The sequence below is a fragment of the Pectobacterium actinidiae genome (assembly GCF_000803315.1).
In the GTDB taxonomy this organism is placed as follows: Bacteria; Pseudomonadota; Gammaproteobacteria; order Enterobacterales; family Enterobacteriaceae; genus Pectobacterium; species Pectobacterium actinidiae.
Genome location: NZ_JRMH01000002.1, coordinates 809,259 through 830,789, shown reverse-complemented (window position 1 = coordinate 830,789; position 21,531 = coordinate 809,259). Strand labels below are relative to the sequence as shown.

Sequence of the window (21,531 nt, the reverse complement as noted above, 5' to 3'; positions counted from 1 at the left end):
CCATAAAAAAACCCCGACCATCATAGTCGGGGTTTTTGTTATTTACCGCATGATAGTGCAGCGCAAAAAGACTTATTCGTCGTCGCTGCTACCAAAGCCTGCGTTCAACAGTTCAGCCAGGTTAGCAGAAGCTTCATCGGCACTCACTTGAGGCACGACAGGCGCTTCACCCGCCTGACGGCGGCGCATACGATCCTGGTGGTACGCATAACCCGTACCCGCTGGGATCAGACGACCTACGATAACGTTCTCTTTCAGGCCACGCAGTTCATCACGTTTACCCGCAACAGCGGCTTCGGTCAGTACGCGAGTGGTTTCCTGGAACGATGCCGCAGAAATGAAGGACTCGGTCGCCAGAGATGCTTTGGTGATACCCAGCAGATCGCGGCTGTACGTTGCCGTGATCTTGCCATCCGCTTCCAGCTGACGGTTGGCAATCTTGATACGAGACACTTCTGCCTGCTCGCCTTCCAGGAACTCCGTGCTACCCGCGCTAACGATGGTGCCTTTACGCAACATCTGACGAACGATAACTTCGATGTGTTTATCGTTAATCTTAACGCCTTGCAGACGGTAAACTTCCTGAACTTCGTTGGTGATGTAACGCGTTACTGCATGTACACCACGCAGACGCAGGATATCGTGCGGAGACTCTGGGCCGTCGGAAACAACGTCACCACGTTCCACCACTTCACCTTCGAACACGTTGAGCTGACGCCATTTCGGAATCATCTCTTCGTAAGCATCGCTGCCATCCAACGGAGAAATTACCAGACGGCGTTTACCTTTGGTTTCTTTACCGAAGGAAATGATACCGCTGATCTCTGCCAGAATAGCCGGCTCTTTCGGACGACGGGCTTCGAACAGGTCGGCTACGCGTGGCAGACCACCGGTAATATCCTTGGTACCGCCGGATTCCTGAGGAATACGCGCCAAAGTATCACCGCTGCTGATTTTCACACCGTCTTCCAACTGCACGATCGCTTTACCCGGCAGGAAGTACTGAGCAGGCATATCCGTACCTGGAATCAGTACATCTTCGCCTTTGTCATCAACGATTTTCAGTGCCGGACGCAGGTCTTTACCGCTACCAGTACGCTCTGCACTATCCAGAACCACGATAGAGGACAAACCGGTCAGTTCGTCGGTCTGACGAGTAATCGTCTGGCCATCAATCATGTCAGTGAAACGAATGTTACCGCTCACTTCGGTGATAACAGGCATGGTGTGCGGATCCCAGTTAGCCACGGTTTCGCCACCGTTAACTTCTGCGCCATCACCTTTCGCCATTGCCGCACCGTAAGGCACTTTATAGCTTTCTTTCGTACGTCCGAATTCGTCGATCAACTTCAGTTCGGTATTACGTGAAGTAATAACCAATTTACCGTTGCTGTTCATAACGAACTTCGCGTTGTTCAGTTTCAGGCTACCTTTGTTTTTCACCTGAATGCTGGACTCAGCCGCCGCACGCGATGCCGCACCACCGATGTGGAACGTACGCATGGTTAACTGTGTACCCGGTTCACCGATGGACTGTGCCGCGATAACCCCGATGGCCTCACCTTTGTTGATGATATGACCACGAGCCAGATCGCGACCGTAGCAATTGGCGCAGACGCCAAAGTCGGTTTCGCAGCTTACAACTGAACGTACTTTAACGGCGTCAACGGAGTTCTCTTCCAACATGTCACACCACTGCTCGTTCAGCAGCGTGTTACGTGGAACCAGAATATCCGCCGTGCCCGGTTTGATCACGTCTTCAGCCGTTACACGACCCAGTACGCGCTCACGCAGTGGCTCTTTAACATCACCACCCTCGATAACCGGCGTCATCATGATACCTTCATGGGTACCACAATCGTCTTCGGTCACAACCAGATCCTGCGCAACGTCAACCAGACGACGCGTCAGATAACCGGAGTTCGCTGTTTTCAATGCGGTATCCGCCAAACCTTTACGCGCACCGTGCGTCGAGATGAAGTACTGGAGTACGTTCAGACCTTCACGGAAGTTTGCGGTAATCGGCGTCTCGATGATCGAACCATCTGGTTTCGCCATCAGACCACGCATACCCGCCAACTGACGAATCTGTGCCGCAGAACCACGCGCACCGGAGTCGGCCATCATAAAGATGCTGTTGAAAGAAACCTGCTGCTCGACCACGCCATCACGGTTAACCACATCCTCAACGGACAGGTTTTCCATCATCGCTTTCGCAACACGTTCGTTCGCCGCTGCCCAGATATCGATCACTTTGTTATAGCGTTCGCCCGCGGTAACCAGACCAGACTGGAACTGCTCCTGAATCTCGGCAACTTCGGTTTCTGCTTCTTCGATAATCTCGGCTTTTTTCTCCGGGATAACCATGTCATCGATACCTACGGAAGCACCAGAGCGCGCTGCGTAAGCAAAACCGGTGTACATCGTCTGGTCAGCGAAGATAACCGTCGGTTTCAGACCCAAAATGCGGTAACAGGTGTTCAGCATTTTGGAGATCGCTTTCTTGCCCAGAGGCTGGTTAACGATCGAGTACGGCAGACCTTTCGGTACGATCATCCACAGGATGGCGCGACCGATAGTCGTATCAATAATCGATGTCTGATGCGTCACATCGCCTTCGATGCTCTTGATCTCTTCCGTGATACGCACTTTAACGCGCGCATGCAGAGAGGCCAGACCAGCACGATAAACGCGCTCAGCTTCTTTCGGACCCGTGAGTACCATGCCTTCGCCTTTGGCGTTAACACAGTCACGCGTCATGTAATACAGACCCAATACCACGTCCTGAGAAGGAACGATGATTGGCTCACCATTCGCAGGGGACAGGATGTTGTTGGTCGACATCATTAACGCACGCGCTTCCAACTGGGCTTCCAGCGTCAACGGTACGTGTACAGCCATCTGGTCACCGTCGAAGTCGGCGTTATATGCCGCACAAACCAGCGGGTGCAGCTGAATTGCTTTACCTTCGATCAGTACCGGTTCAAATGCCTGAATACCCAAACGGTGCAGTGTTGGTGCACGGTTCAGCAGTACCGGGTGTTCGCGGATGACTTCGTCCAGGATATCCCATACGACGGCTTCTTCACGCTCAACCATTTTCTTGGCAGCTTTGATGGTGGTAGCAAGACCACGCAGTTCCAGCTTGCCGTAGATGAACGGTTTGAACAGCTCCAGTGCCATTTTCTTCGGCAGACCACACTGGTGCAGACGCAGGTATGGACCAACGGTGATTACAGAACGACCGGAGTAGTCAACACGCTTACCAAGCAGGTTCTGACGGAAACGACCCTGCTTACCTTTGATCATATCGGCCAAAGATTTCAGAGGACGTTTGTTAGAACCGGTGATCGCACGACCGCGACGGCCGTTATCCAACAGCGCATCAACCGCTTCCTGCAACATACGTTTTTCGTTACGTACGATGATGTCTGGCGCAGCCAGATCCAGCAGACGTTTCAGACGGTTGTTACGGTTGATCACGCGACGATACAGATCGTTCAGGTCGGAAGTCGCAAAACGACCACCATCCAGCGGAACCAACGGACGCAGATCTGGCGGCAGTACTGGCAGAACGGTCAGGATCATCCACTCTGGCTTGTTACCAGACTGTACGAACGCTTCCAGCAGCTTAATACGCTTCGTCAGCTTCTTACGTTTGGTTTCGGAGTTGGTTTCGGTCAGCTCTTCACGCAGCTGCTCGCATTCCTGCTCCAGATCCATATTCTTCAGCAGAGCCTGGATCGCTTCGGCGCCCATTTTCGCGTCGAATTCATCACCAAACTCTTCCAGCGCATCCAGATATTGCTCTTCAGTCAGGATCTGACGGCGCTCAAGGTTGGTCATGCCGCCTTCAACCACGACATAAGATTCGAAATAAAGCACACGTTCAATATCACGCAGCGGCATATCCAGCAGCAAACCGATACGGGAAGGCAGTGACTTCAGGAACCAGATGTGCGCAGTCGGAGAAGCCAGCTCGATGTGACCCATACGCTCACGGCGCACTTTAGTCTGGGTTACTTCAACGCCGCACTTCTCACAAATAACACCGCGGTGTTTCAGGCGCTTATACTTACCGCACAAGCACTCATAATCTTTTACCGGCCCAAAGATACGGGCGCAGAAAAGGCCGTCACGTTCAGGTTTGAACGTACGGTAGTTGATGGTTTCTGGCTTTTTAACTTCACCAAAAGACCACGAACGGATCATGTCTGGCGAGGCCAGAGCAATTTTGATCGCATCAAACTCTTCGGTTTTAGTTTGCGCTTTCAGAAACTTTAATAAGTCTTTCACGGATTGGCTCCTGTCGGAGTTAGACCTGATAGACACCTGAACTATGCCTTTAACAACACAATTCAGGTGTCCCTATGACGAATGCCAGCAATACAACGAGCTGGGATTACTCTTCTTCCAGCTCGATGTTGATACCCAGCGAGCGGATTTCTTTCAACAATACGTTGAAGGATTCCGGCATGCCTGGTTCCATCTGATGATTGCCATCCACGATGTTTTTATACATCTTGGTACGGCCGTTCACGTCATCAGACTTAACGGTCAACATTTCTTGCAGGGTATAAGCTGCACCATAAGCTTCCAGCGCCCACACTTCCATCTCACCGAAGCGTTGACCACCGAACTGCGCCTTACCACCCAGCGGCTGCTGAGTAACCAGGCTGTAAGAACCGGTGGAACGGGCATGCATCTTATCGTCAACCAAGTGGTTCAGTTTCAGCATGTACATGTAGCCCACGGTAACCTGACGCTCAAATTTCTCACCGGTACGTCCATCGTACAGGGTAATCTGACCGGAGGTAGGGATACCGCCCATCTGTAACAGTTCCTTGATTTCTTTCTCTTTTGCACCGTCGAATACCGGCGTTGCAATTGGCATACCTTTCTTCAGGTTTTCAGCCAGACGCATAACTTCTTCGTCTGAGAAAGTGCTCAGGTCGACTTTTTGACGCACATCGTCGCCCAGATCGTAGGCTCTCTGGATGAACTCACGCAGTTTAGTCACTTCTTCGTGCTGCTTGAGCATGGCGTTGATTTTCTCGCCGATACCTTTTGCAGCCATACCCAGGTGGGTTTCCAGAATCTGACCAATGTTCATACGTGAAGGTACGCCCAGCGGGTTCAGTACGATATCGACCGGCGTACCGTTCTCATCGTAAGGCATATCTTCGATCGGGTTGATCTTGGAGATAACACCTTTGTTCCCGTGACGACCTGCCATCTTGTCACCCGGTTGGATCTGGCGTTTAACAGCCAGATAAACCTTAACGATTTTCAGCACGCCCGGTGCCAGATCATCGCCTTGGGTGATTTTACGGCGCTTAGCTTCGAGTTTTTTCTCAAACTCGTGCTTCAGCTCATCATACTGTTCTGCCAGCTGTTCCAACTGATTCTGTTTATCTTCATCAGTCAGACCCAGTTCCAACCAGCGCTCGCGCGGCAGTTTGTCCAGTTTGTCAGCTTCTACACCGCCAGAAACCAGCACAGCGTGGATACGTGCAAACAGGCCCGCTTCCAGAATCTGCAATTCTTCAGTCAGGTCTTTCTTCGCCTGCTTCAGCTGCATTTCTTCGATTTCCAACGCACGTTTGTCTTTTTCCACGCCATCGCGGGTAAAGACCTGTACGTCGATGATCGTACCGGAAACACCGTTTGGTACACGCAGAGAAGAGTCTTTAACGTCAGACGCTTTCTCACCGAAGATCGCACGCAGCAGTTTCTCTTCTGGCGTCAGCTGGGTTTCACCTTTCGGCGTTACCTTACCAACCAGAATGTCGCCACCGGTCACTTCAGCGCCGATGTAAACGATGCCGGACTCATCCAGTTTAGAAAGTGCTGCTTCACCCACGTTCGGGATGTCCGCAGTAATTTCTTCAGGCCCTAACTTGGTGTCACGAGACACACAGGCCAGTTCCTGAATGTGGATGGTCGTAAAGCGATCTTCCTGAACCACACGCTCGGAAACGAGGATGGAGTCTTCGAAGTTGTAACCATTCCATGGCATGAATGCCACGCGCATGTTCTGACCCAGCGCCAGTTCACCCAGATCGGTGGACGGGCCATCTGCCAGAACGTCACCACGTTCTACCGGCTCACCCAGAGAGACACACGGCATCTGGCTGATGCAGGTGTTCTGGTTAGAACGGGTATATTTGGTCAGGTTATAGATGTCGATCCCAGCTTCGCCTGGATACATTTCATCGTCATTAACGCGGATTACAATACGGGATGCATCCACGTACTGTACTGTACCACCACGTTTGGCTACGGCAGTTACACCGGAGTCAACCGCAACAGCGCGTTCCATACCGGTACCAACCAGCGGCTTATCAGCACGCAGGGTCGGAACAGCCTGACGTTGCATGTTCGCACCCATCAGGGCACGGTTGGCGTCATCGTGTTCCAGGAACGGAATCAGGGATGCACCGACGGAAACCACCTGCTGTGTGGAAACGTCCATGTATTCAACCTGATCGCGGCTGAACAAGCTGGACTCACCTTTGTTACGGCAGGTAACCAGTTCGTCGATGAAGCGGCCTTCTTCGTCCAAATTGGTGTTCGCCTGTGCGATAACGAAGTTACCTTCCTCAATCGCAGACAGGTAATGGATCTCATCCGTCACCACGTTGTCACGCACACGACGATACGGGGTTTCAAGGAAACCGTATTCGTTAGTTTGCGCATAAACGGACAGGGAGTTGATCAGACCGATGTTCGGACCTTCCGGCGTTTCGATAGGACAAACGCGACCGTAGTGAGTCGGGTGTACGTCACGAACTTCAAAGCCGGCACGTTCACGCGTCAGACCGCCTGGGCCCAATGCAGAGATACGGCGTTTGTGCGTAATCTCAGACAGCGGGTTGTTCTGGTCCATAAACTGTGACAGCTGGCTTGAACCGAAGAACTCTTTCACCGCAGCCGAAATCGGCTTGGCGTTGATCATGTCCTGTGGCATCAGCGTATCGAGGTCGCCCAGAGACAGACGCTCTTTTACAGCACGTTCTACACGCACCAAGCCAACGCGGAATTGGTTTTCTGCCATTTCGCCGACGGAACGGATACGACGGTTGCCGAGGTGGTCGATATCATCCACTTCGCCTTTACCGTTACGGATATCAATGAGCTTCTTCATCACTTCGATGATGTCATCTTTGCTCAGGATACCAGAACCTTCGATCTCGTCACGCAGCAGAGAACGGTTGAACTTCATACGACCAACCGCAGACAGATCGTAGCGGTCTTCAGAGAAGAACAGATTCTCAAACAGCGTTTCCGCAGCTTCACGCGTTGGTGGTTCACCAGGACGCATCATGCGATAGATTTCAACCAGTGCGCTCAGACGATCGTTTGACGGATCGACACGCACGGTTTCAGACATGTATGCACCATGATCAAGATCGTTGGTGAACAGCGTCTCAATACGTTTGTGACCGGACTGGCTCAGTTTAGCCAGCAGATCCAGCGACAGCTCCATGTTGGCTGCGCCGATCAGTTCACCGGTGCTCTCGTCGATATAATCTTTGGACAGTACTTTTCCAGCGATATATTCAACAGGCACTTCAATGCGCTCAATGCCGTCTTTCTCTAGCTGACGGATATGACGCGCAGTGATACGGCGACCTTTTTCGATATAAACTTTACCGTTCGCTTCAATATCAAACGATGCGGTTTCACCACGCAGGCGCTCAGGAACCAGATCCATCTGCAATTTATTGCCATTGATTTCATAGACAATTTTATCGAAGAAAAGATCGAGAATCTGTTCGGTGGAATAACCCAACGCGCGCAGGATAATGGTCGCAGGCAATTTGCGGCGACGGTCGATACGGACAAACAGGTTATCCTTCGGATCAAACTCGAAATCCAGCCAGGAACCACGGTAAGGAATAATACGTGCGTTATACAGCACCTTACCTGAAGAGTGGGTTTTACCTTTGTCGCTATCGAAGAACACACCTGGACTACGGTGCAACTGAGATACGATTACACGCTCAGTGCCGTTAATCACGAAGGTACCGTTATCGGTCATGAGCGGAATTTCGCCCATGTAAACTTCTTGTTCTTTGATGTCTTTAACGGTGCCTTCAGGCGCTTCACGCTCGTAGATCACCAGGCGCAGTTTCACGCGTAACGGCGCAGAGAACGTCACACCACGGATCTGACATTCTTTAACGTCGAATACTGGCTCGCCCAAGCGATAGCTAACATATTGCAGCTCTGAATTACCGCTATAGCTTTTTATGGGGAAAACAGAACGGAATGCAGCTTCCAGACCGTACTGACCTTCCGGGTCTTGCTCGATAAACTTCTGGAACGAGTCAAGTTGGATAGAAAGGAGATAAGGTATGTCCAAAACCTGTGGACGTTTACCAAAATCCTTACGAATGCGTTTTTTCTCGGTATAGGAGTAAACCATAGGGTTCCTCAGCTAGCTGACAAGTCGAACCACTCTGTCTGCCCTAACAAGGACAGTTCATGCAACACTATTTATGTTGGTCGGAAAATAGAGAACTTTCCGTAATACGTCTTTCTATTACTCTTAAACCATTTCATTGCTCTTGCTCAAGCAAGGAGCCCATGCAGGAAAGCAGTATATTAAGTCGTCAATAGAAAAAAATATTGGGAGAAATCAATGGCTAAACAGTGTGAAATCCCATTGACACCCTACAGCGCAAAAAGGCTGGTGACTAAAAAGTCACCAGCCATCAGCCTAATAAATCAGGCTGCAACCTGAAAGATTGGCTTATTTAACTTCAACTTCAGCGCCAGCTTCTTCCAGTGATTTTTTCAGTGCTTCAGCGTCATCTTTGCTCACGCCTTCTTTCAGAACTGCTGGTGCAGATTCAACCAGATCTTTGGCTTCTTTCAGGCCCAGACCAGTTGCGCCGCGAACAGCTTTGATTACAGCAACTTTGTTAGCGCCGATAGCTTTCAGCACAACGTCGAACTCAGTTTTTTCTTCAGCAACTTCAGCTGGGCCAGCAGCAACAGCTACAGCAGCAGCAGCAGAAACACCGAATTTTTCTTCCATAGCGGAAACCAGTTCAACAACATCCATTACAGACATAGCTGCTACTGCTTCCAGAATTTGATCTTTAGTGATAGACATAACAATTGTTCCTAAGAATCAGAAATAGTTTATACGTTAGCAAGTGCGTTAGAAAAGAAAGCGCTATTACGCAGCTTCTTTTGCATCGCGAACAGCAGCCAGAGTGCGGACCAGTTTGCCGGCAGCGGCTTCTTTCATGGTCGACATCAGACGTGCCAGTGCTTCTTCGTAAGTCGGCAGCGTTGCCAGACGGTCAATTTGAGCCGCCGGGATCAGCTCACCTTCAAAGGCTGCAGCTTTGACCTCAAATTTTGCATTCGCTTTCGCGAACTCTTTGAACAGACGAGCAGCAGCGCCCGGGTGTTCCAGAGAATATGCAATCAGGGTCGGACCAACAAACGTGTCTTTCAGGCATTCAAATTGAGTGCCTTCAACGACGCGGCGCAGCAGAGTGTTGCGAACAACACGCATGTAAACGCCAGCTTCACGCGCTGCTTTACGCAGTTCGGTCATTTTATCAACGGTCACGCCACGGGAATCCGCAACAACCGCAGACAGCGCACCTTTGGCTACTTCGCTGACTTCAGCAACAATCGCTTGTTTGTCTTGAAGATTTAATGCCATTAGCTTTTGCTCCTGGATTTAGCCGGAGAACCTCTCCGGAACTCACTTCACTTATCGCCAAAATTAGAGATAAGCGTTGAAACACGGTGAGCAGAATCCAGTAAAAAATTATTCTTTATAAAAAAGAAAAACGTTATTTAGGCTCTGTCACCGTCTACGCAGGAGAATTAAGTTTCTTACGAAACACCTGCGGTCTTGGACGGAGGCCTGGATAGGCCAGGCTCCAACCGAAAAATTCTTGCGTTATTCCACTTGAGGAACAACGGGCGTAAAATTATAGGTAAATCTCACACCCGAGTAAAGCGGAACAAAAGCTATTAGTTAGCAGCAGCGTTCAGACCGCTCTGGTCGATGGCAACGCCAGCGCCCATAGTGGTAGACAGACTAACTTTCTTGATGTACACGCCTTTCGCCTGAGATGGTTTTGCTTTTTTCAGCGCAATCAGCAGAGACTCCAGGTTTTCTTTCAATTTGTTAGAATCGAAATCAACCTTACCGATAGTGGTATGGATGATGCCGTTCTTGTCATTACGGTAACGAACCTGGCCTGCTTTAGCATTGTTAACAGCTTCAGCAACGTTAGGCGTTACAGTACCCACTTTCGGGTTTGGCATCAGGCCACGTGGACCCAGAACCTGGCCCAATTGGCCAACAACGCGCATTGCATCTGGAGAAGCAATAACAACGTCAAAGCCCATTTCGCCTTTCTTAATCTGATCAGCCAGATCTTCCATGCCAACGAATTCAGCGCCAGCTGCTTTAGCAGCTTCAGCGTTTGCACCTTGGGTGAAGACAGCTACGCGAACAGAACGACCGGTGCCGTGAGGCAGAACGGTTGCGCCGCGAACGTTTTGGTCAGATTTACGTGCATCAATGCCGAGGTTAACAGCTACGTCTACACTTTCTACGAACTTAGCAGTGGCCAGCTCTTTGAGCAGAGCAACAGCTTCGTTGATGTCATACTGTTTAGTTACATCAACTTTGTCACGGATCACGCGCATGCGCTTGGTCAGCTTAGCCATTTATTAATCCTCCACTACCAGGCCCATGGAACGAGCGGTACCTGCAATAGAGCGCGCCATGGCGTCTACATCAGAACCAGTCATGTCCGCAGCTTTAGTTTCTGCGATTTCACGAACCTGAGCGCTCGTTACTTTACCTACTTTGTCTTTGTTCGGCTTGCCAGAACCAGACTTGATACCAGCCGCTTTCTTCAGCAGAACAGCTGCTGGAGGCGTTTTGGTAACGAAGGTGAAAGAACGGTCAGAATAAACGGTAATAACAACCGGAGTCGGCAGGCCTTTCTCAATGCTTTCAGTTTTAGCATTGAACGCCTTACAGAATTCCATGATGTTAACACCTTGCTGACCCAGAGCCGGACCTACTGGTGGGCTCGGGTTAGCCATACCAGCTGCAACTTGCAGCTTGACGTAGGCTTGTACTTTCTTGGCCATTTAACTTTCCTCAATTGGGTAATAACGCCTAGTGAAAGGCTCCCCATGGTTTGTATTACGTTTCAGTCGCTATTAAGGCCACTGAAAAACAAAAGGCGCGAAATTATAGGTTAATTTCGCGCCATAGGCAAGTCGCTATTTTCAGTAAGCCTTATCAGGCAATTAGCCTTTTTCGACCTGAGCAAAGTCCAGCTCAACAGGAGTTGCACGACCAAATATAGAGACAGACACCTTCAGGCGGCTCTTCTCATAGTCAACTTCTTCGACAACACCGTTGAAGTCAGCAAATGGACCATCGTTGACGCGAACCATTTCACCCGGTTCAAACAGCGTTTTCGGACGAGGCTTGTCACCAACCTGCTGGAGACGATTCATGATCGCATCCACTTCTTTGTCACTGATTGGAGCAGGACGGTCAGATGTGCCGCCAATGAATCCCATAACACGAGGTACGCTGCGCACAAGATGCCAACTAGCATCTTCCATCACCATCTGTACCAAAACATAACCTGGGAAAAATTTACGTTCGCTCTTGCGACGCTGGCCACCACGGATCTCGACGACTTCTTCAGTAGGAACCATGACTTCGCCAAACAATTCTTCCATATTATGGAGTTTGATATGCTCACGCAGTGATTGTGCTACGCGACCTTCAAAACCAGAAAACGCCTGAACGACGTACCAACGTTTTTTTGGAGCTTCAGACATCTTAGAACCTCAGGCCAGTGATAAACGATACCAGACGGACCAGAATACCATCCAGTCCCCACAAAATCAGTGACATCACGGCTGTCACCGCGGCAACGATTAACGTGGTGTGTAACGTTTCCTGACGAGTCGGCCAAATTACTTTGCGCACTTCGGTACGCGCTTCGCGAGCAAACGCTACGGTTGCTTTGCCTTTCGTGGTCAGCAGTGCCACACCACCGGCTGCGGCGATCAGGATAACAACGGCCAATGCACGCAGAGGAAGACTAAATTCGCGATAATAATAATTGCCAACAATCGCAACGACCAGCAAGGCACCTACTACTAGCCACTTAATCACTTCCAGGCCACGCCCACTATCCTGAGCTTCGGTATTCGCACTCATAAACCAACCTGTCACAATGATTCAGACAAATAACTTTGCCCCGCAACCACGGGGCAACCAAACCGAAAGATGTTCTGTAAAACGAATAATTCGGTATTTACGCCGTATCTACAGAGCCTATCTCACCAATGATTATATCTCACAATCGCTGATGAGATAGGTTCTACCATGACAGCGTAGAAAAAGGGCATCAAATGATGCCCTTTTATCGCGTGTCGCGTCAAACGTTATCAGCGATTAAGCGATAACTTTAGCAACAACGCCCGCGCCTACTGTACGGCCGCCTTCACGGATTGCAAAACGCAAACCATCGTCCATCGCGATTGGGTGGATCAGGGTCACAACCATTTTGATGTTGTCGCCCGGCATTACCATCTCTACGCCTTCTGGCAGTTCGATGGTGCCCGTTACGTCAGTCGTACGGAAGTAGAACTGAGGACGGTAGCCTTTGAAGAACGGAGTATGACGGCCGCCTTCATCTTTGCTCAGGATATACACTTCGGATTCGAACTGAGTGTGCGGCTTGATTGAACCCGGCTTAGCCAGTACCTGACCACGCTCGATTTCTTCACGCTTGATACCACGCAGCAGAACACCTACGTTCTCGCCTGCACGACCTTCGTCCAGCAGTTTGCGGAACATTTCTACGCCAGTACAGGTAGATTTCGCCGTATCTTTGATACCAACGATTTCAACTTCTTCACCCACTTTAACGATACCGCGCTCTACACGACCGGTAACAACGGTACCACGACCGGAGATGGAGAATACGTCTTCGATTGGCAGCAGGAACGGCTTGTCGATTGCACGCTCTGGTTCTGGGATATAAGAATCCAGGTGCTCTGCCAGTTCGATGATTTTTGCTTCCCACTCAGCTTCGCCTTCCAGCGCTTTCAGAGCAGAACCACGTACCACTGGCGTATCGTCGCCTGGGAAATCGTATTGAGACAGCAGCTCACGCACTTCCATCTCAACCAGTTCCAGCAGCTCTTCGTCATCAACCATGTCACATTTGTTCAGGAACACGATGATGAAAGGAACGCCAACCTGACGACCCAGCAGGATGTGCTCACGAGTCTGAGGCATTGGGCCGTCAGTCGCAGCAACAACCAGGATCGCGCCGTCCATCTGGGCAGCACCAGTGATCATGTTTTTCACATAGTCGGCGTGTCCCGGGCAGTCTACGTGCGCGTAGTGGCGAGACGGGGTATCGTATTCAACGTGAGACGTGTTGATGGTGATACCACGTGCTTTTTCTTCTGGTGCGTTATCGATCTGGTCGAATGCACGTGCGCTACCACCGTAGGTTTTAGCCAGAACGGTAGTGATTGCAGCGGTCAGCGTTGTTTTACCATGGTCAACGTGGCCGATAGTACCGACGTTAACGTGCGGTTTTGTACGTTCAAATTTTTCTTTAGACATCGATTGTCCCTCTAAGACACGGATAAATCGGTGGTATCACCACATCAACCAAGCGACAGCTTGCTGAATTTATTCACAGAAAGAAAATCAGGAGGAGGAAAAGGAAGTGGTGCTGATAGGCAGATTCGAACTGCCGACCTCACCCTTACCAAGGGTGCGCTCTACCAACTGAGCTATATCAGCACATCTTGGAGCGGGCAGTGGGAATCGAACCCACATCATCAGCTTGGAAGGCTGAGGTAATAGCCATTATACGATGCCCGCATCCTGGAACTCGGCTACCTAATTTTTCTGTAGATTTTGAAATTGGGGAATAAGGATTTATAGACCCCGCCTTCGTCGATCCGGCTTAGTATAACTACCGTATCGAATATCTTGTTACCAAGATGGAATTTGGTGGTGGGGGAAGGATTCGAACCTTCGAAGTCTGTGACGGCAGATTTACAGTCTGCTCCCTTTGGCCGCTCGGGAACCCCACCTGATTGTGTACTTGATGGTGCCGGCTACCGGAATCGAACTGGTGACCTACTGATTACAAGTCAGTTGCTCTACCTACTGAGCTAAGCCGGCATCAAGTGCTGCGCATTCTAGGTAGACAGAGCGCTCGATGCAACAAAAAAATTGCGTAAAATGTGCTTTCGCCTAGATTTTATCCAGATCCAGATATAAATCTAGAGTAGCAGTAAGAATTAGCGCAAAGAACCATCAGTTCTATCCAACGAAATGGCGATTTCGCCATCAAACATCCTCCTGTTTCTCATGCACCAACGACACGGTTTTGCCCTTTAGAAGAGCAGTCGTTGCACTGACCGATGCTATTTTGCTCGTTTTTCTAAGGAAATAGGCCTGGAATACATTTTGCTTGGTTAGAAATAAATTTCTGTCGAAAGGGAAAAATACGATGAAAACCGTTCAACTCAATGTAGCAACCTTACCTGTCTATCGTTAGGAACTAGCTCATCTATGGATAGATGCTGTAGAAAGAGGCGCTTCTGTTGGATATCACTCGCCACTGTCCCACTAAGAAGCCACAGAATATTTTCATAGTTTGCAAACATCCATTGCCAACGGTGAACGCATGCTATGGGTAGCACGCAATGAAGGGGGTTGCCCTACTTAGGTACCCAAGCAGATTCTCGTGCAGAAGCGTTCTACCAAGCCATGGGTTATCGCCATCTGGGAGAATTGCCAGACTATGCTTGCACACCCGATGGCTATTGCCCCCCAACGACCATCTATTATAAGCGCCTCTTTGCCGTGAATGGTTTAGGTAAAACCATCACTAGTTAGCAAGTACCCAATGCGTAAACATAGAAGCATCGGATACAGCACAGATTTTCTCTTCTTCTTTCTAGCAGCAAAGTGTTAACCTGCCCATTATCAAAAATTTATTACCTAAGAGAAGGTGCCGCGATCATCGCGTTGGCTAAACTAATAGCCCGTTTTCTTCGCTGGGCTGAGAGTCCCTTTTCTTACCTGTGAAGCAGGCAGAACACGACTTATGAGCAATAGAGAGCAATCCTTGGCCACGCCATATCTACAGTTTAATCGCAGCCAATGGGCCGCCTTGCGCGATTCCGTACCGTTAACGCTGGCAGAGGAGGAAATCGTTAAGCTCAAAGGGATTAACGAAGATCTTTCATTAGATGAAGTCGCAGAAATTTATCTGCCGCTATCCCGCCTGCTCAATTTCTATATAAGCTCTAATTTACGCCGTCAGGCTGTGCTTGAGCAGTTTTTAGGAACCGATGGCCAAAAAATACCTTACATAATCGGCATCGCAGGTAGCGTTGCTGTAGGGAAAAGTACCACAGCCCGTGTGCTCCAGGCGTTATTAAGCCGCTGGCCGGAACACCGCAGTGTAGAACTTATTACAACCGATGGATTTCTTCATCCAAATAAGGTGCTAAAAGAACGCGACTTGATGAAGAAAAAAGGCTTTCCGCAATCATACGATATGCACAGCCTGGTAAAATTTGTTTCTGATATAAAGTCAGGAACGCACAAAGTCACAGCGCCAACATATTCCCATTTAACATACGACATTGTTCCTAATAATAATAAAGTATTAGAGCAACCTGATATCTTAATATTGGAAGGTTTAAACGTTTTACAAAGCGGAATGGACTATCCACATGATCCACACAGAGTTTTTGTTTCTGACTTTGTTGATTTCTCTATCTATGTGGATGCACCCGAAACACTGTTACAAACATGGTATGTAAATCGATTTTTAAAATTTAGACAGGGTGCATTCTCAAATCCAAATTCATACTTCCATAATTATGCAAAATTAACGAAAGAGGAAGCTGTCGGCATTGCATCTCAATTATGGAAGGAAATTAATGGACTTAATCTAAAAGAGAATATTCTTCCTACCCGGGAGAGAGCTAGCCTTATTATGACTAAAAGCGCTAATCATGCTGTTGAATGTGTTCGATTAAGAAAATGAAAAAATGAATATGTAAAAAGGGGGCTCCGCCCCCTTTTTTTATGCACCACGCAGAGAAATCTCTCCACCAATATATGGCGTAACCAATCCGTCTTTTTCTAATAGCAGCGCCCCTTGACGATCTATTCCTCGGTCGGTTCCATATATTTCACGATTACCGATAATCAAACGAACCGGGCGGTTAAAATAGTTATCCAATTTTTCCCATCTAGGAATAAATGGTTCAAGCCCTTGTAGTTCAAAGACAGCTAAGGCCTCTCTTAATTCAGAAATAAGAGTCGAAGCAAGTGTATTACGATTAATATCTATACCTGCTTCTTGTAAATTTATCCAGCCTTGACTAATCGTATCTGGAGCAGGCTCTCTCATCTGTAAATTAATGCCCGCACCAATAACCAAATTAGCGGCATCCCCCGTTTTTCCGGTAAGTTCGACAAGAATACCTGCTAGTTTTCTATCCTTCAGATATAAATCGTTGGGCCATTTGACTCGAACACCATCAGCACCAAGCTTATGTAGTACTTCTGCCATTACGATACCGATAACCAAACTAACCCCAACAGCTGCAGCAGGCCCCTGTTCTAGGCGCCAGTATAAGGACAAATACAAATTAGCACCAAAGGGTGAGAACCATTGCCTGCCACGACGGCCACGCCCAGATTGCTGATATTCAGCAAGGCATACATCCCCGGAGGATAAGGTGTCCAATCGTTCTAAAATATACTGATTAGTAGAATCAATGATAGGTAAAACGGTCACTCCACCTTCTGGTAGGTGCTTGAGGATAGACTCCTCATCTAATAACTGCATCGGCGCAGGTAAAGAATAGCCCTTACCCGTCACAGTAAAAACATCAATTCCCCAATCACGTATAGTTTGAATATGTTTATTAATTGCAGCTCGACTCATCCCCATCATTTCACCCAGTAATTCACCGGAGTAAAATTCACCATCAGAGAGAATTTTAATTAATTTAAGGGGAACCGTAATGTCTTTCATGATAACACCTCGATGGCATTGACCTCTTCATACGCAGCAATAAAGCGGACTTCAGGCTCCAGCTGTATGGAGAATTTTTCAGCAACCTGATTACGGACGTGACGTGCTAATTCGACAACATCTGAGCTTTTTGCATTATTTTTATTAATTAAAACTAAGGCCTGTTTCTCGTGAACAGCTGCGCCACCAAGCTGGAATCCTTTAAGCTTGCATTGGTCAATTAACCATCCAGCGGCCAATTTAACGTTGCCATCGGCTTGTAAATACCGAGGTGCATTCGGATACTCTCGTAAAACAAGTTCAGCATGCTGAGGTGTAATTATCGGGTTTTTAAAAAAGCTACCAGCATTACCTGTCACGGCAGGATCAGGAAGTTTACTTCGGCGCATATGGCATACGGAATCAAATATCTGCTGCGGTGTAACGGTTGTAGGATCCAACTTGATCAAATCACCGTAGTTAAGTACCGGGTTCCAGTCTTTCTTTAAAAAAAATCCTACCGCGATAATCGCATACCCAGAACGGTATTGATGCTTAAATATGCTTTCACGGTAATCGAACTGGCATTCCTCAGAGGTAAAACGCATGACGTTACCTTCAGCCAAATCCAATACGTCAACATAATCACAAACATGCTGTAATTCGATACCGTACGCACCAATATTCTGTATCGGTGCAGAACCTACACATCCCGGAATTAATGCCAGATTTTCTAACCCTGCAATACCAGACTTGAGCGTATATTCAACTAATTGATGCCAGTTCTCACCAGCTCCGACATGAATATACCAGCCGTCACTTTCTTCTCGAATATCTATACCCTTGAGACGGTTTAACAGAATAGTACCTAAAAAATCTTCCAGAAAAAGGACATTGCTCCCTTCCCCCAGCAACAAAATCGGCTCTTGTGCTGCGCTGGCGACGCGCCATCCTTCAATCAATTTATCCTGAGTATCCGCAACCTTAATACAAAATGCGGAAACAGGTAATGAGAAAGAGTTATAAGACTTCAATGAAATAACGCTCGACGCCATGATAGAAATACCTACTAATTCAGATATCACATAGTCTACCTGATCTACGCAAGATACCGACGGTCTTTTGCCACCGGATACGTATAAACAACATGCACCAAACGCCCATAGCAAAAAGCCCCTGTCTCTCGACAGGGGCTTTCACTATTTGATGCCTGGCAGTTCCCTACTCTCACATGGGGAAGCCCCACACTACCATCGGCGCTACGGCGTTTCACTTCTGAGTTCGGCATGGGGTCAGGTGGGACCACCGCGCTATCGCCGCCAGGCAAATTCTGTTTCATTCCAACCGTCATGTCTCACTTTTTTGTGTCACATAACCACCAGAACCAATCCTAGAACAAGCTGAGTATCGTTTTTTATGAGTCACTCACAAAACACCTTCGGTGTTGTAAGGTTAAGCCTCTCGGGTCATTAGTACTGGTCAGCTCAACGTATCGCTACGCTTACACACCCAGCCTATCTACGTCGTCGTCTTCAACGGCCCTTCAGGGACATCAAGTGTCCAGGGAAGACTCATCTCGAGGCAAGTTTCCCGCTTAGATGCTTTCAGCGGTTATCTCTTCCGCACTTAGCTACCGGGCAATGCAATTGGCATCACAACCCGTACACCAGTGGTGCGTTCACTCCGGTCCTCTCGTACTAGGAGCAACCCCTCTCAATCTTCCAACGCCCACGGCAGATAGGGACCGAACTGTCTCACGACGTTCTAAACCCAGCTCGCGTACCACTTTAAATGGCGAACAGCCATACCCTTGGGACCTACTTCAGCCCCAGGATGTGATGAGCCGACATCGAGGTGCCAAACACCGCCGTCGATATGAACTCTTGGGCGGTATCAGCCTGTTATCCCCGGAGTACCTTTTATCCGTTGAGCGATGGCCCTTCCATTCAGAACCACCGGATCACTAAGACCTGCTTTCGCACCTGCTCGAGCTGTCACTCTCGCAGTCAAGCTAGCTTATGCCTTTGCACTAACCTCCTGATGTCCGACCAGGATTAGCTAACCTTCGTGCTCCTCCGTTACGCTTTGGGAGGAGACCGCCCCAGTCAAACTACCCACCAGACACTGTCCGCAACCCGGATTACGGGTCCACGTTAGAACATCAAACATTAAAGGGTGGTATTTCAAGGTTGGCTCCATGCAGACTGGCGTCCACACTTCAAAGCCTCCCACCTATCCTACACATCAAGGCTCAAGGTTCAGTGTCAAGCTATAGTAAAGGTTCACGGGGTCTTTCCGTCTTGCCGCGGGTACACTGCATCTTCACAGCGAGTTCAATTTCACTGAGTCTCGGGTGGAGACAGCCTGGCCATCATTACGCCATTCGTGCAGGTCGGAACTTACCCGACAAGGAATTTCGCTACCTTAGGACCGTTATAGTTACGGCCGCCGTTTACCGGGGCTTCGATCAAGAGCTTCGCCTTGCGGCTGACCCCATCAATTAACCTTCCGGCACCGGGCAGGCGTCACACCGTATACGTCCACTTTCGTGTTTGCACAGTGCTGTGTTTTTATTAAACAGTTGCAGCCAGCTGGTATCTTCGACTGGTTTCAGCTCCATCCGCAAGGGACTTCACCTACACACCAGCGTGCCTTCTCCCGAAGTTACGGCACCATTTTGCCTAGTTCCTTCACCCGAGTTCTCTCAAGCGCCTGAGTATTCTCTACCTGACCACCTGTGTCGGTTTGGGGTACGATTTGATGTTACCTGGAGCTTAGAGGCTTTTCCTGGAAGCGTAGCATTGGTTACTTCATCACCGTAGTGACTCGTCATCACGCCTCAGTGTTAACAATGACCCGGATTTACCAAAGTCATCCACCTTCACGCTTAAACCGGGACAACCGTCGCCCGGATAACCTAGCTTTCTCCGTCCCCCCTTCGCAGTAACACCGAGTACAGGAATATTAACCTGTTTCCCATCGACTACGCTTTTCAGCCTCGCCTTAGGGGTCGACTCACCCTGCCCCGATTAACGTTGGACAGGAACCCTTGGTCTTCCGGCGTGCGGGTTTTTCACCCGCATTATCGTTACTTATGTCAGCATTCGCACTTCTGATACCTCCAGCAGCCCTCACAGACCACCTTCGACGGCTTACAGAACGCTCCCCTACCCAACAACACCTAAGTGTCGCTGCCGCAGCTTCGGTGCATGGTTTAGCCCCGTTACATCTTCCGCGCAGGCCGACTCGACCAGTGAGCTATTACGCTTTCTTTAAATGATGGCTGCTTCTAAGCCAACATCCTGGCTGTCTATGCCTTCCCACATCGTTTCCCACTTAACCATGACTTTGGGACCTTAGCTGGCGGTCTGGGTTGTTTCCCTCTTCACGACGAACGTTAGCACCCGCCGTGTGTCTCCCGTGATAACATTCTTCGGTATTCGTAGTTTGCATCGGGTTGGTAAGTCGGGATGACCCCCTAGCCGAAACAGTGCTCTACCCCCGAAGATGAGTTCACGAGGCGCTACCTAAATAGCTTTCGGGGAGAACCAGCTATCTCCCGGTTTGATTGGCCTTTCACCCCCAGCCACAAGTCATCCGCTAATTTTTCAACATTAGTCGGTTCGGTCCTCCAGTTAGTGTTACCCAACCTTCAACCTGCCCATGGCTAGATCACCGGGTTTCGGGTCTATACCCTGCAACTTAACGCCCAGTTAAGACTCGGTTTCCCTGCGGCTCCCCTAAACGGTTAACCTTGCTACAGAATATAAGTCGCTGACCCATTATACAAAAGGTACGCAGTCACCTAACAAGTAGGCTCCCACTGCTTGTACGTACACGGTTTCAGGTTCTATTTCACTCCCCTCGCCGGGGTTCTTTTCGCCTTTCCCTCACGGTACTGGTTCACTATCGGTCAGTCAGGAGTATTTAGCCTTGGAGGATGGTCCCCCCATATTCAGACAGGATGTCACGTGTCCCGCCCTACTCATCGAACTCACAGCCTGTGCATTTTTGTGTACGGGACTATCACCCTTTACTGTGCGACTTTCCAGACGCTTCCACTAACACACAAACTGATTCAGGTTCTGGGCTCCTCCCCGTTCGCTCGCCGCTACTGGGGGAATCTCGGTTGATTTCTTTTCCTCGGGGTACTGAGATGTTTCAGTTCCCCCGGTTCGCCTCATGACACTATGGATTCATGTCATGATAGTGTGTCGAAACACACTGGGTTTCCCCATTCGGGTATCGTCGGGTATAACGCTTCATATCAGCTTACCGACGCTTATCGCAGATTAGCACGCCCTTCATCGCCTCTGACTGCCTAGGCATCCACCGTGTACGCTTAGTCGCTTAACCTCACAACCCGAAGGTGTCTTGAAAGACACTATCGCGCTGCGATTATTTGAGAGACTCATTGACAGACTGACGCATCACTCACACCACA

General features: G+C 49.2%; 12 protein-coding genes, 4 tRNA genes, 2 rRNA genes and 1 pseudogene. 2 read left to right on the top strand and 17 right to left on the bottom strand.

Translation table 11 applies throughout. The features are described 5' to 3' along the window. Positions 1 to 72: 72 nt before the first annotated feature. The 13 genes from rpoC to KKH3_RS21135 form a co-directional block, all read right to left on the bottom strand. A complete protein-coding gene (gene rpoC, locus KKH3_RS21195; protein ID WP_039364258.1) occupies positions 73 to 4,296 on the bottom strand; it encodes a DNA-directed RNA polymerase subunit beta' in 4,224 nt (1,407 codons plus the stop codon). A 106-nt stretch (positions 4,297 to 4,402) separates the two neighbouring features. Beyond that, entirely contained in the window at positions 4,403 to 8,431 is a 4,029-nt protein-coding gene (rpoB, locus tag KKH3_RS21190) for a DNA-directed RNA polymerase subunit beta (RefSeq protein ID WP_012772936.1), read from the bottom strand. Positions 8,432 to 8,758: 327 nt separating this feature from the next. Continuing rightward, positions 8,759 to 9,124 (bottom strand): 50S ribosomal protein L7/L12, encoded by a 366-nt coding sequence (rplL, locus tag KKH3_RS21185; RefSeq protein WP_010285496.1) that lies wholly within the window; start codon positions 9,122 to 9,124, stop codon positions 8,759 to 8,761. A gap of 66 nt (positions 9,125 to 9,190) precedes the next feature. Continuing rightward, complete coding sequence (gene rplJ / locus KKH3_RS21180; protein WP_010285495.1) at positions 9,191 to 9,688, bottom strand: 50S ribosomal protein L10; 498 nt, start codon at positions 9,686 to 9,688, stop codon at positions 9,191 to 9,193. 317 nt (positions 9,689 to 10,005) lie between these two features. After that, on the bottom strand, positions 10,006 to 10,710 hold the full coding sequence (gene rplA, locus KKH3_RS21175; RefSeq protein WP_010285494.1) for a 50S ribosomal protein L1: 705 nt from the start codon (positions 10,708 to 10,710) through the stop codon (positions 10,006 to 10,008). 3 nt (positions 10,711 to 10,713) lie between these two features. Then, positions 10,714 to 11,142 carry a 50S ribosomal protein L11 gene (gene rplK, locus KKH3_RS21170; RefSeq protein ID WP_039348150.1) on the bottom strand — a complete coding sequence of 143 codons (429 nt, stop codon included), beginning with the start codon at positions 11,140 to 11,142 and terminating at the stop codon, positions 10,714 to 10,716. A gap of 162 nt (positions 11,143 to 11,304) precedes the next feature. After that, a complete protein-coding gene (nusG, locus tag KKH3_RS21165; RefSeq protein ID WP_005970339.1) occupies positions 11,305 to 11,850 on the bottom strand; it encodes a transcription termination/antitermination protein NusG in 546 nt (181 codons plus the stop codon). 1 nt (position 11,851) lies between these two features. Beyond that, the gene (secE, locus tag KKH3_RS21160) at positions 11,852 to 12,235 is read right to left on the bottom strand and encodes a preprotein translocase subunit SecE (RefSeq protein WP_010285488.1); all 384 of its coding nucleotides are present in this window, start codon (positions 12,233 to 12,235) and stop codon (positions 11,852 to 11,854) included. 237 nt (positions 12,236 to 12,472) lie between these two features. Then, positions 12,473 to 13,657 carry an elongation factor Tu gene (tuf, locus tag KKH3_RS21155; RefSeq protein ID WP_010277443.1) on the bottom strand — a complete coding sequence of 395 codons (1,185 nt, stop codon included), beginning with the start codon at positions 13,655 to 13,657 and terminating at the stop codon, positions 12,473 to 12,475. A gap of 107 nt (positions 13,658 to 13,764) precedes the next feature. Further along, positions 13,765 to 13,840 (bottom strand) — tRNA-Thr (locus KKH3_RS21150). 6 nt (positions 13,841 to 13,846) lie between these two features. After that, positions 13,847 to 13,921, bottom strand: a tRNA-Gly gene (locus KKH3_RS21145). A gap of 130 nt (positions 13,922 to 14,051) precedes the next feature. Continuing rightward, positions 14,052 to 14,136 (bottom strand) — tRNA-Tyr (locus tag KKH3_RS21140). A 15-nt stretch (positions 14,137 to 14,151) separates the two neighbouring features. Then, positions 14,152 to 14,227, bottom strand: a tRNA-Thr gene (locus tag KKH3_RS21135). Positions 14,228 to 14,624: 397 nt separating this feature from the next. Between KKH3_RS21135 and KKH3_RS22495 the strand changes: the two are divergent. After that, a pseudogene (locus tag KKH3_RS22495) lies at positions 14,625 to 14,947 on the top strand (hypothetical protein). A gap of 211 nt (positions 14,948 to 15,158) precedes the next feature. Next, complete coding sequence (gene coaA / locus KKH3_RS21130; protein ID WP_039364255.1) at positions 15,159 to 16,109, top strand: type I pantothenate kinase; 951 nt, start codon at positions 15,159 to 15,161, stop codon at positions 16,107 to 16,109. A gap of 39 nt (positions 16,110 to 16,148) precedes the next feature. On the opposite strand, the gene birA is transcribed toward coaA, so the two are convergent. From birA to KKH3_RS21110, 4 genes are all read right to left on the bottom strand, one after another. Then, positions 16,149 to 17,108: a bifunctional biotin--[acetyl-CoA-carboxylase] ligase/biotin operon repressor BirA gene (birA, locus tag KKH3_RS21125; protein ID WP_039364252.1), complete on the bottom strand. Its 960-nt coding sequence runs from the start codon at positions 17,106 to 17,108 to the stop codon at positions 16,149 to 16,151. Continuing rightward, positions 17,105 to 18,142 carry a UDP-N-acetylmuramate dehydrogenase gene (murB, locus tag KKH3_RS21120; RefSeq protein ID WP_039364249.1) on the bottom strand — a complete coding sequence of 346 codons (1,038 nt, stop codon included), beginning with the start codon at positions 18,140 to 18,142 and terminating at the stop codon, positions 17,105 to 17,107. The genes birA and murB overlap by 4 nt, the downstream gene beginning before the upstream one ends. 153 nt (positions 18,143 to 18,295) lie before the next feature. Next, a 5S ribosomal RNA gene (gene rrf, locus KKH3_RS21115) occupies positions 18,296 to 18,411 on the bottom strand. 124 nt (positions 18,412 to 18,535) lie between these two features. Then, a 23S ribosomal RNA gene (locus KKH3_RS21110) occupies positions 18,536 to 21,443 on the bottom strand. Positions 21,444 to 21,531 lie beyond the last annotated feature (88 nt).

Coding starts and splice junctions, on each gene's coding strand:
- rpoB (WP_012772936.1), bottom strand. CDS start 8,431: ATGGTTTACTCCTATACCGAGAAAAAACGCATTCGTAAGGATTTTGGT.
- rplL (WP_010285496.1), bottom strand. CDS start 9,124: ATGTCTATCACTAAAGATCAAATTCTGGAAGCAGTAGCAGCTATGTCT.
- rplJ (WP_010285495.1), bottom strand. CDS start 9,688: ATGGCATTAAATCTTCAAGACAAACAAGCGATTGTTGCTGAAGTCAGC.
- rplA (WP_010285494.1), bottom strand. CDS start 10,710: ATGGCTAAGCTGACCAAGCGCATGCGCGTGATCCGTGACAAAGTTGAT.
- rplK (WP_039348150.1), bottom strand. CDS start 11,142: ATGGCCAAGAAAGTACAAGCCTACGTCAAGCTGCAAGTTGCAGCTGGT.
- nusG (WP_005970339.1), bottom strand. CDS start 11,850: ATGTCTGAAGCTCCAAAAAAACGTTGGTACGTCGTTCAGGCGTTTTCT.
- secE (WP_010285488.1), bottom strand. CDS start 12,235: ATGAGTGCGAATACCGAAGCTCAGGATAGTGGGCGTGGCCTGGAAGTG.
- tuf (WP_010277443.1), bottom strand. CDS start 13,657: ATGTCTAAAGAAAAATTTGAACGTACAAAACCGCACGTTAACGTCGGT.
- coaA (WP_039364255.1), top strand. CDS start 15,159: ATGAGCAATAGAGAGCAATCCTTGGCCACGCCATATCTACAGTTTAAT.
- birA (WP_039364252.1), bottom strand. CDS start 17,108: ATGAAAGACATTACGGTTCCCCTTAAATTAATTAAAATTCTCTCTGAT.
- murB (WP_039364249.1), bottom strand. CDS start 18,142: ATGGCGTCGAGCGTTATTTCATTGAAGTCTTATAACTCTTTCTCATTA.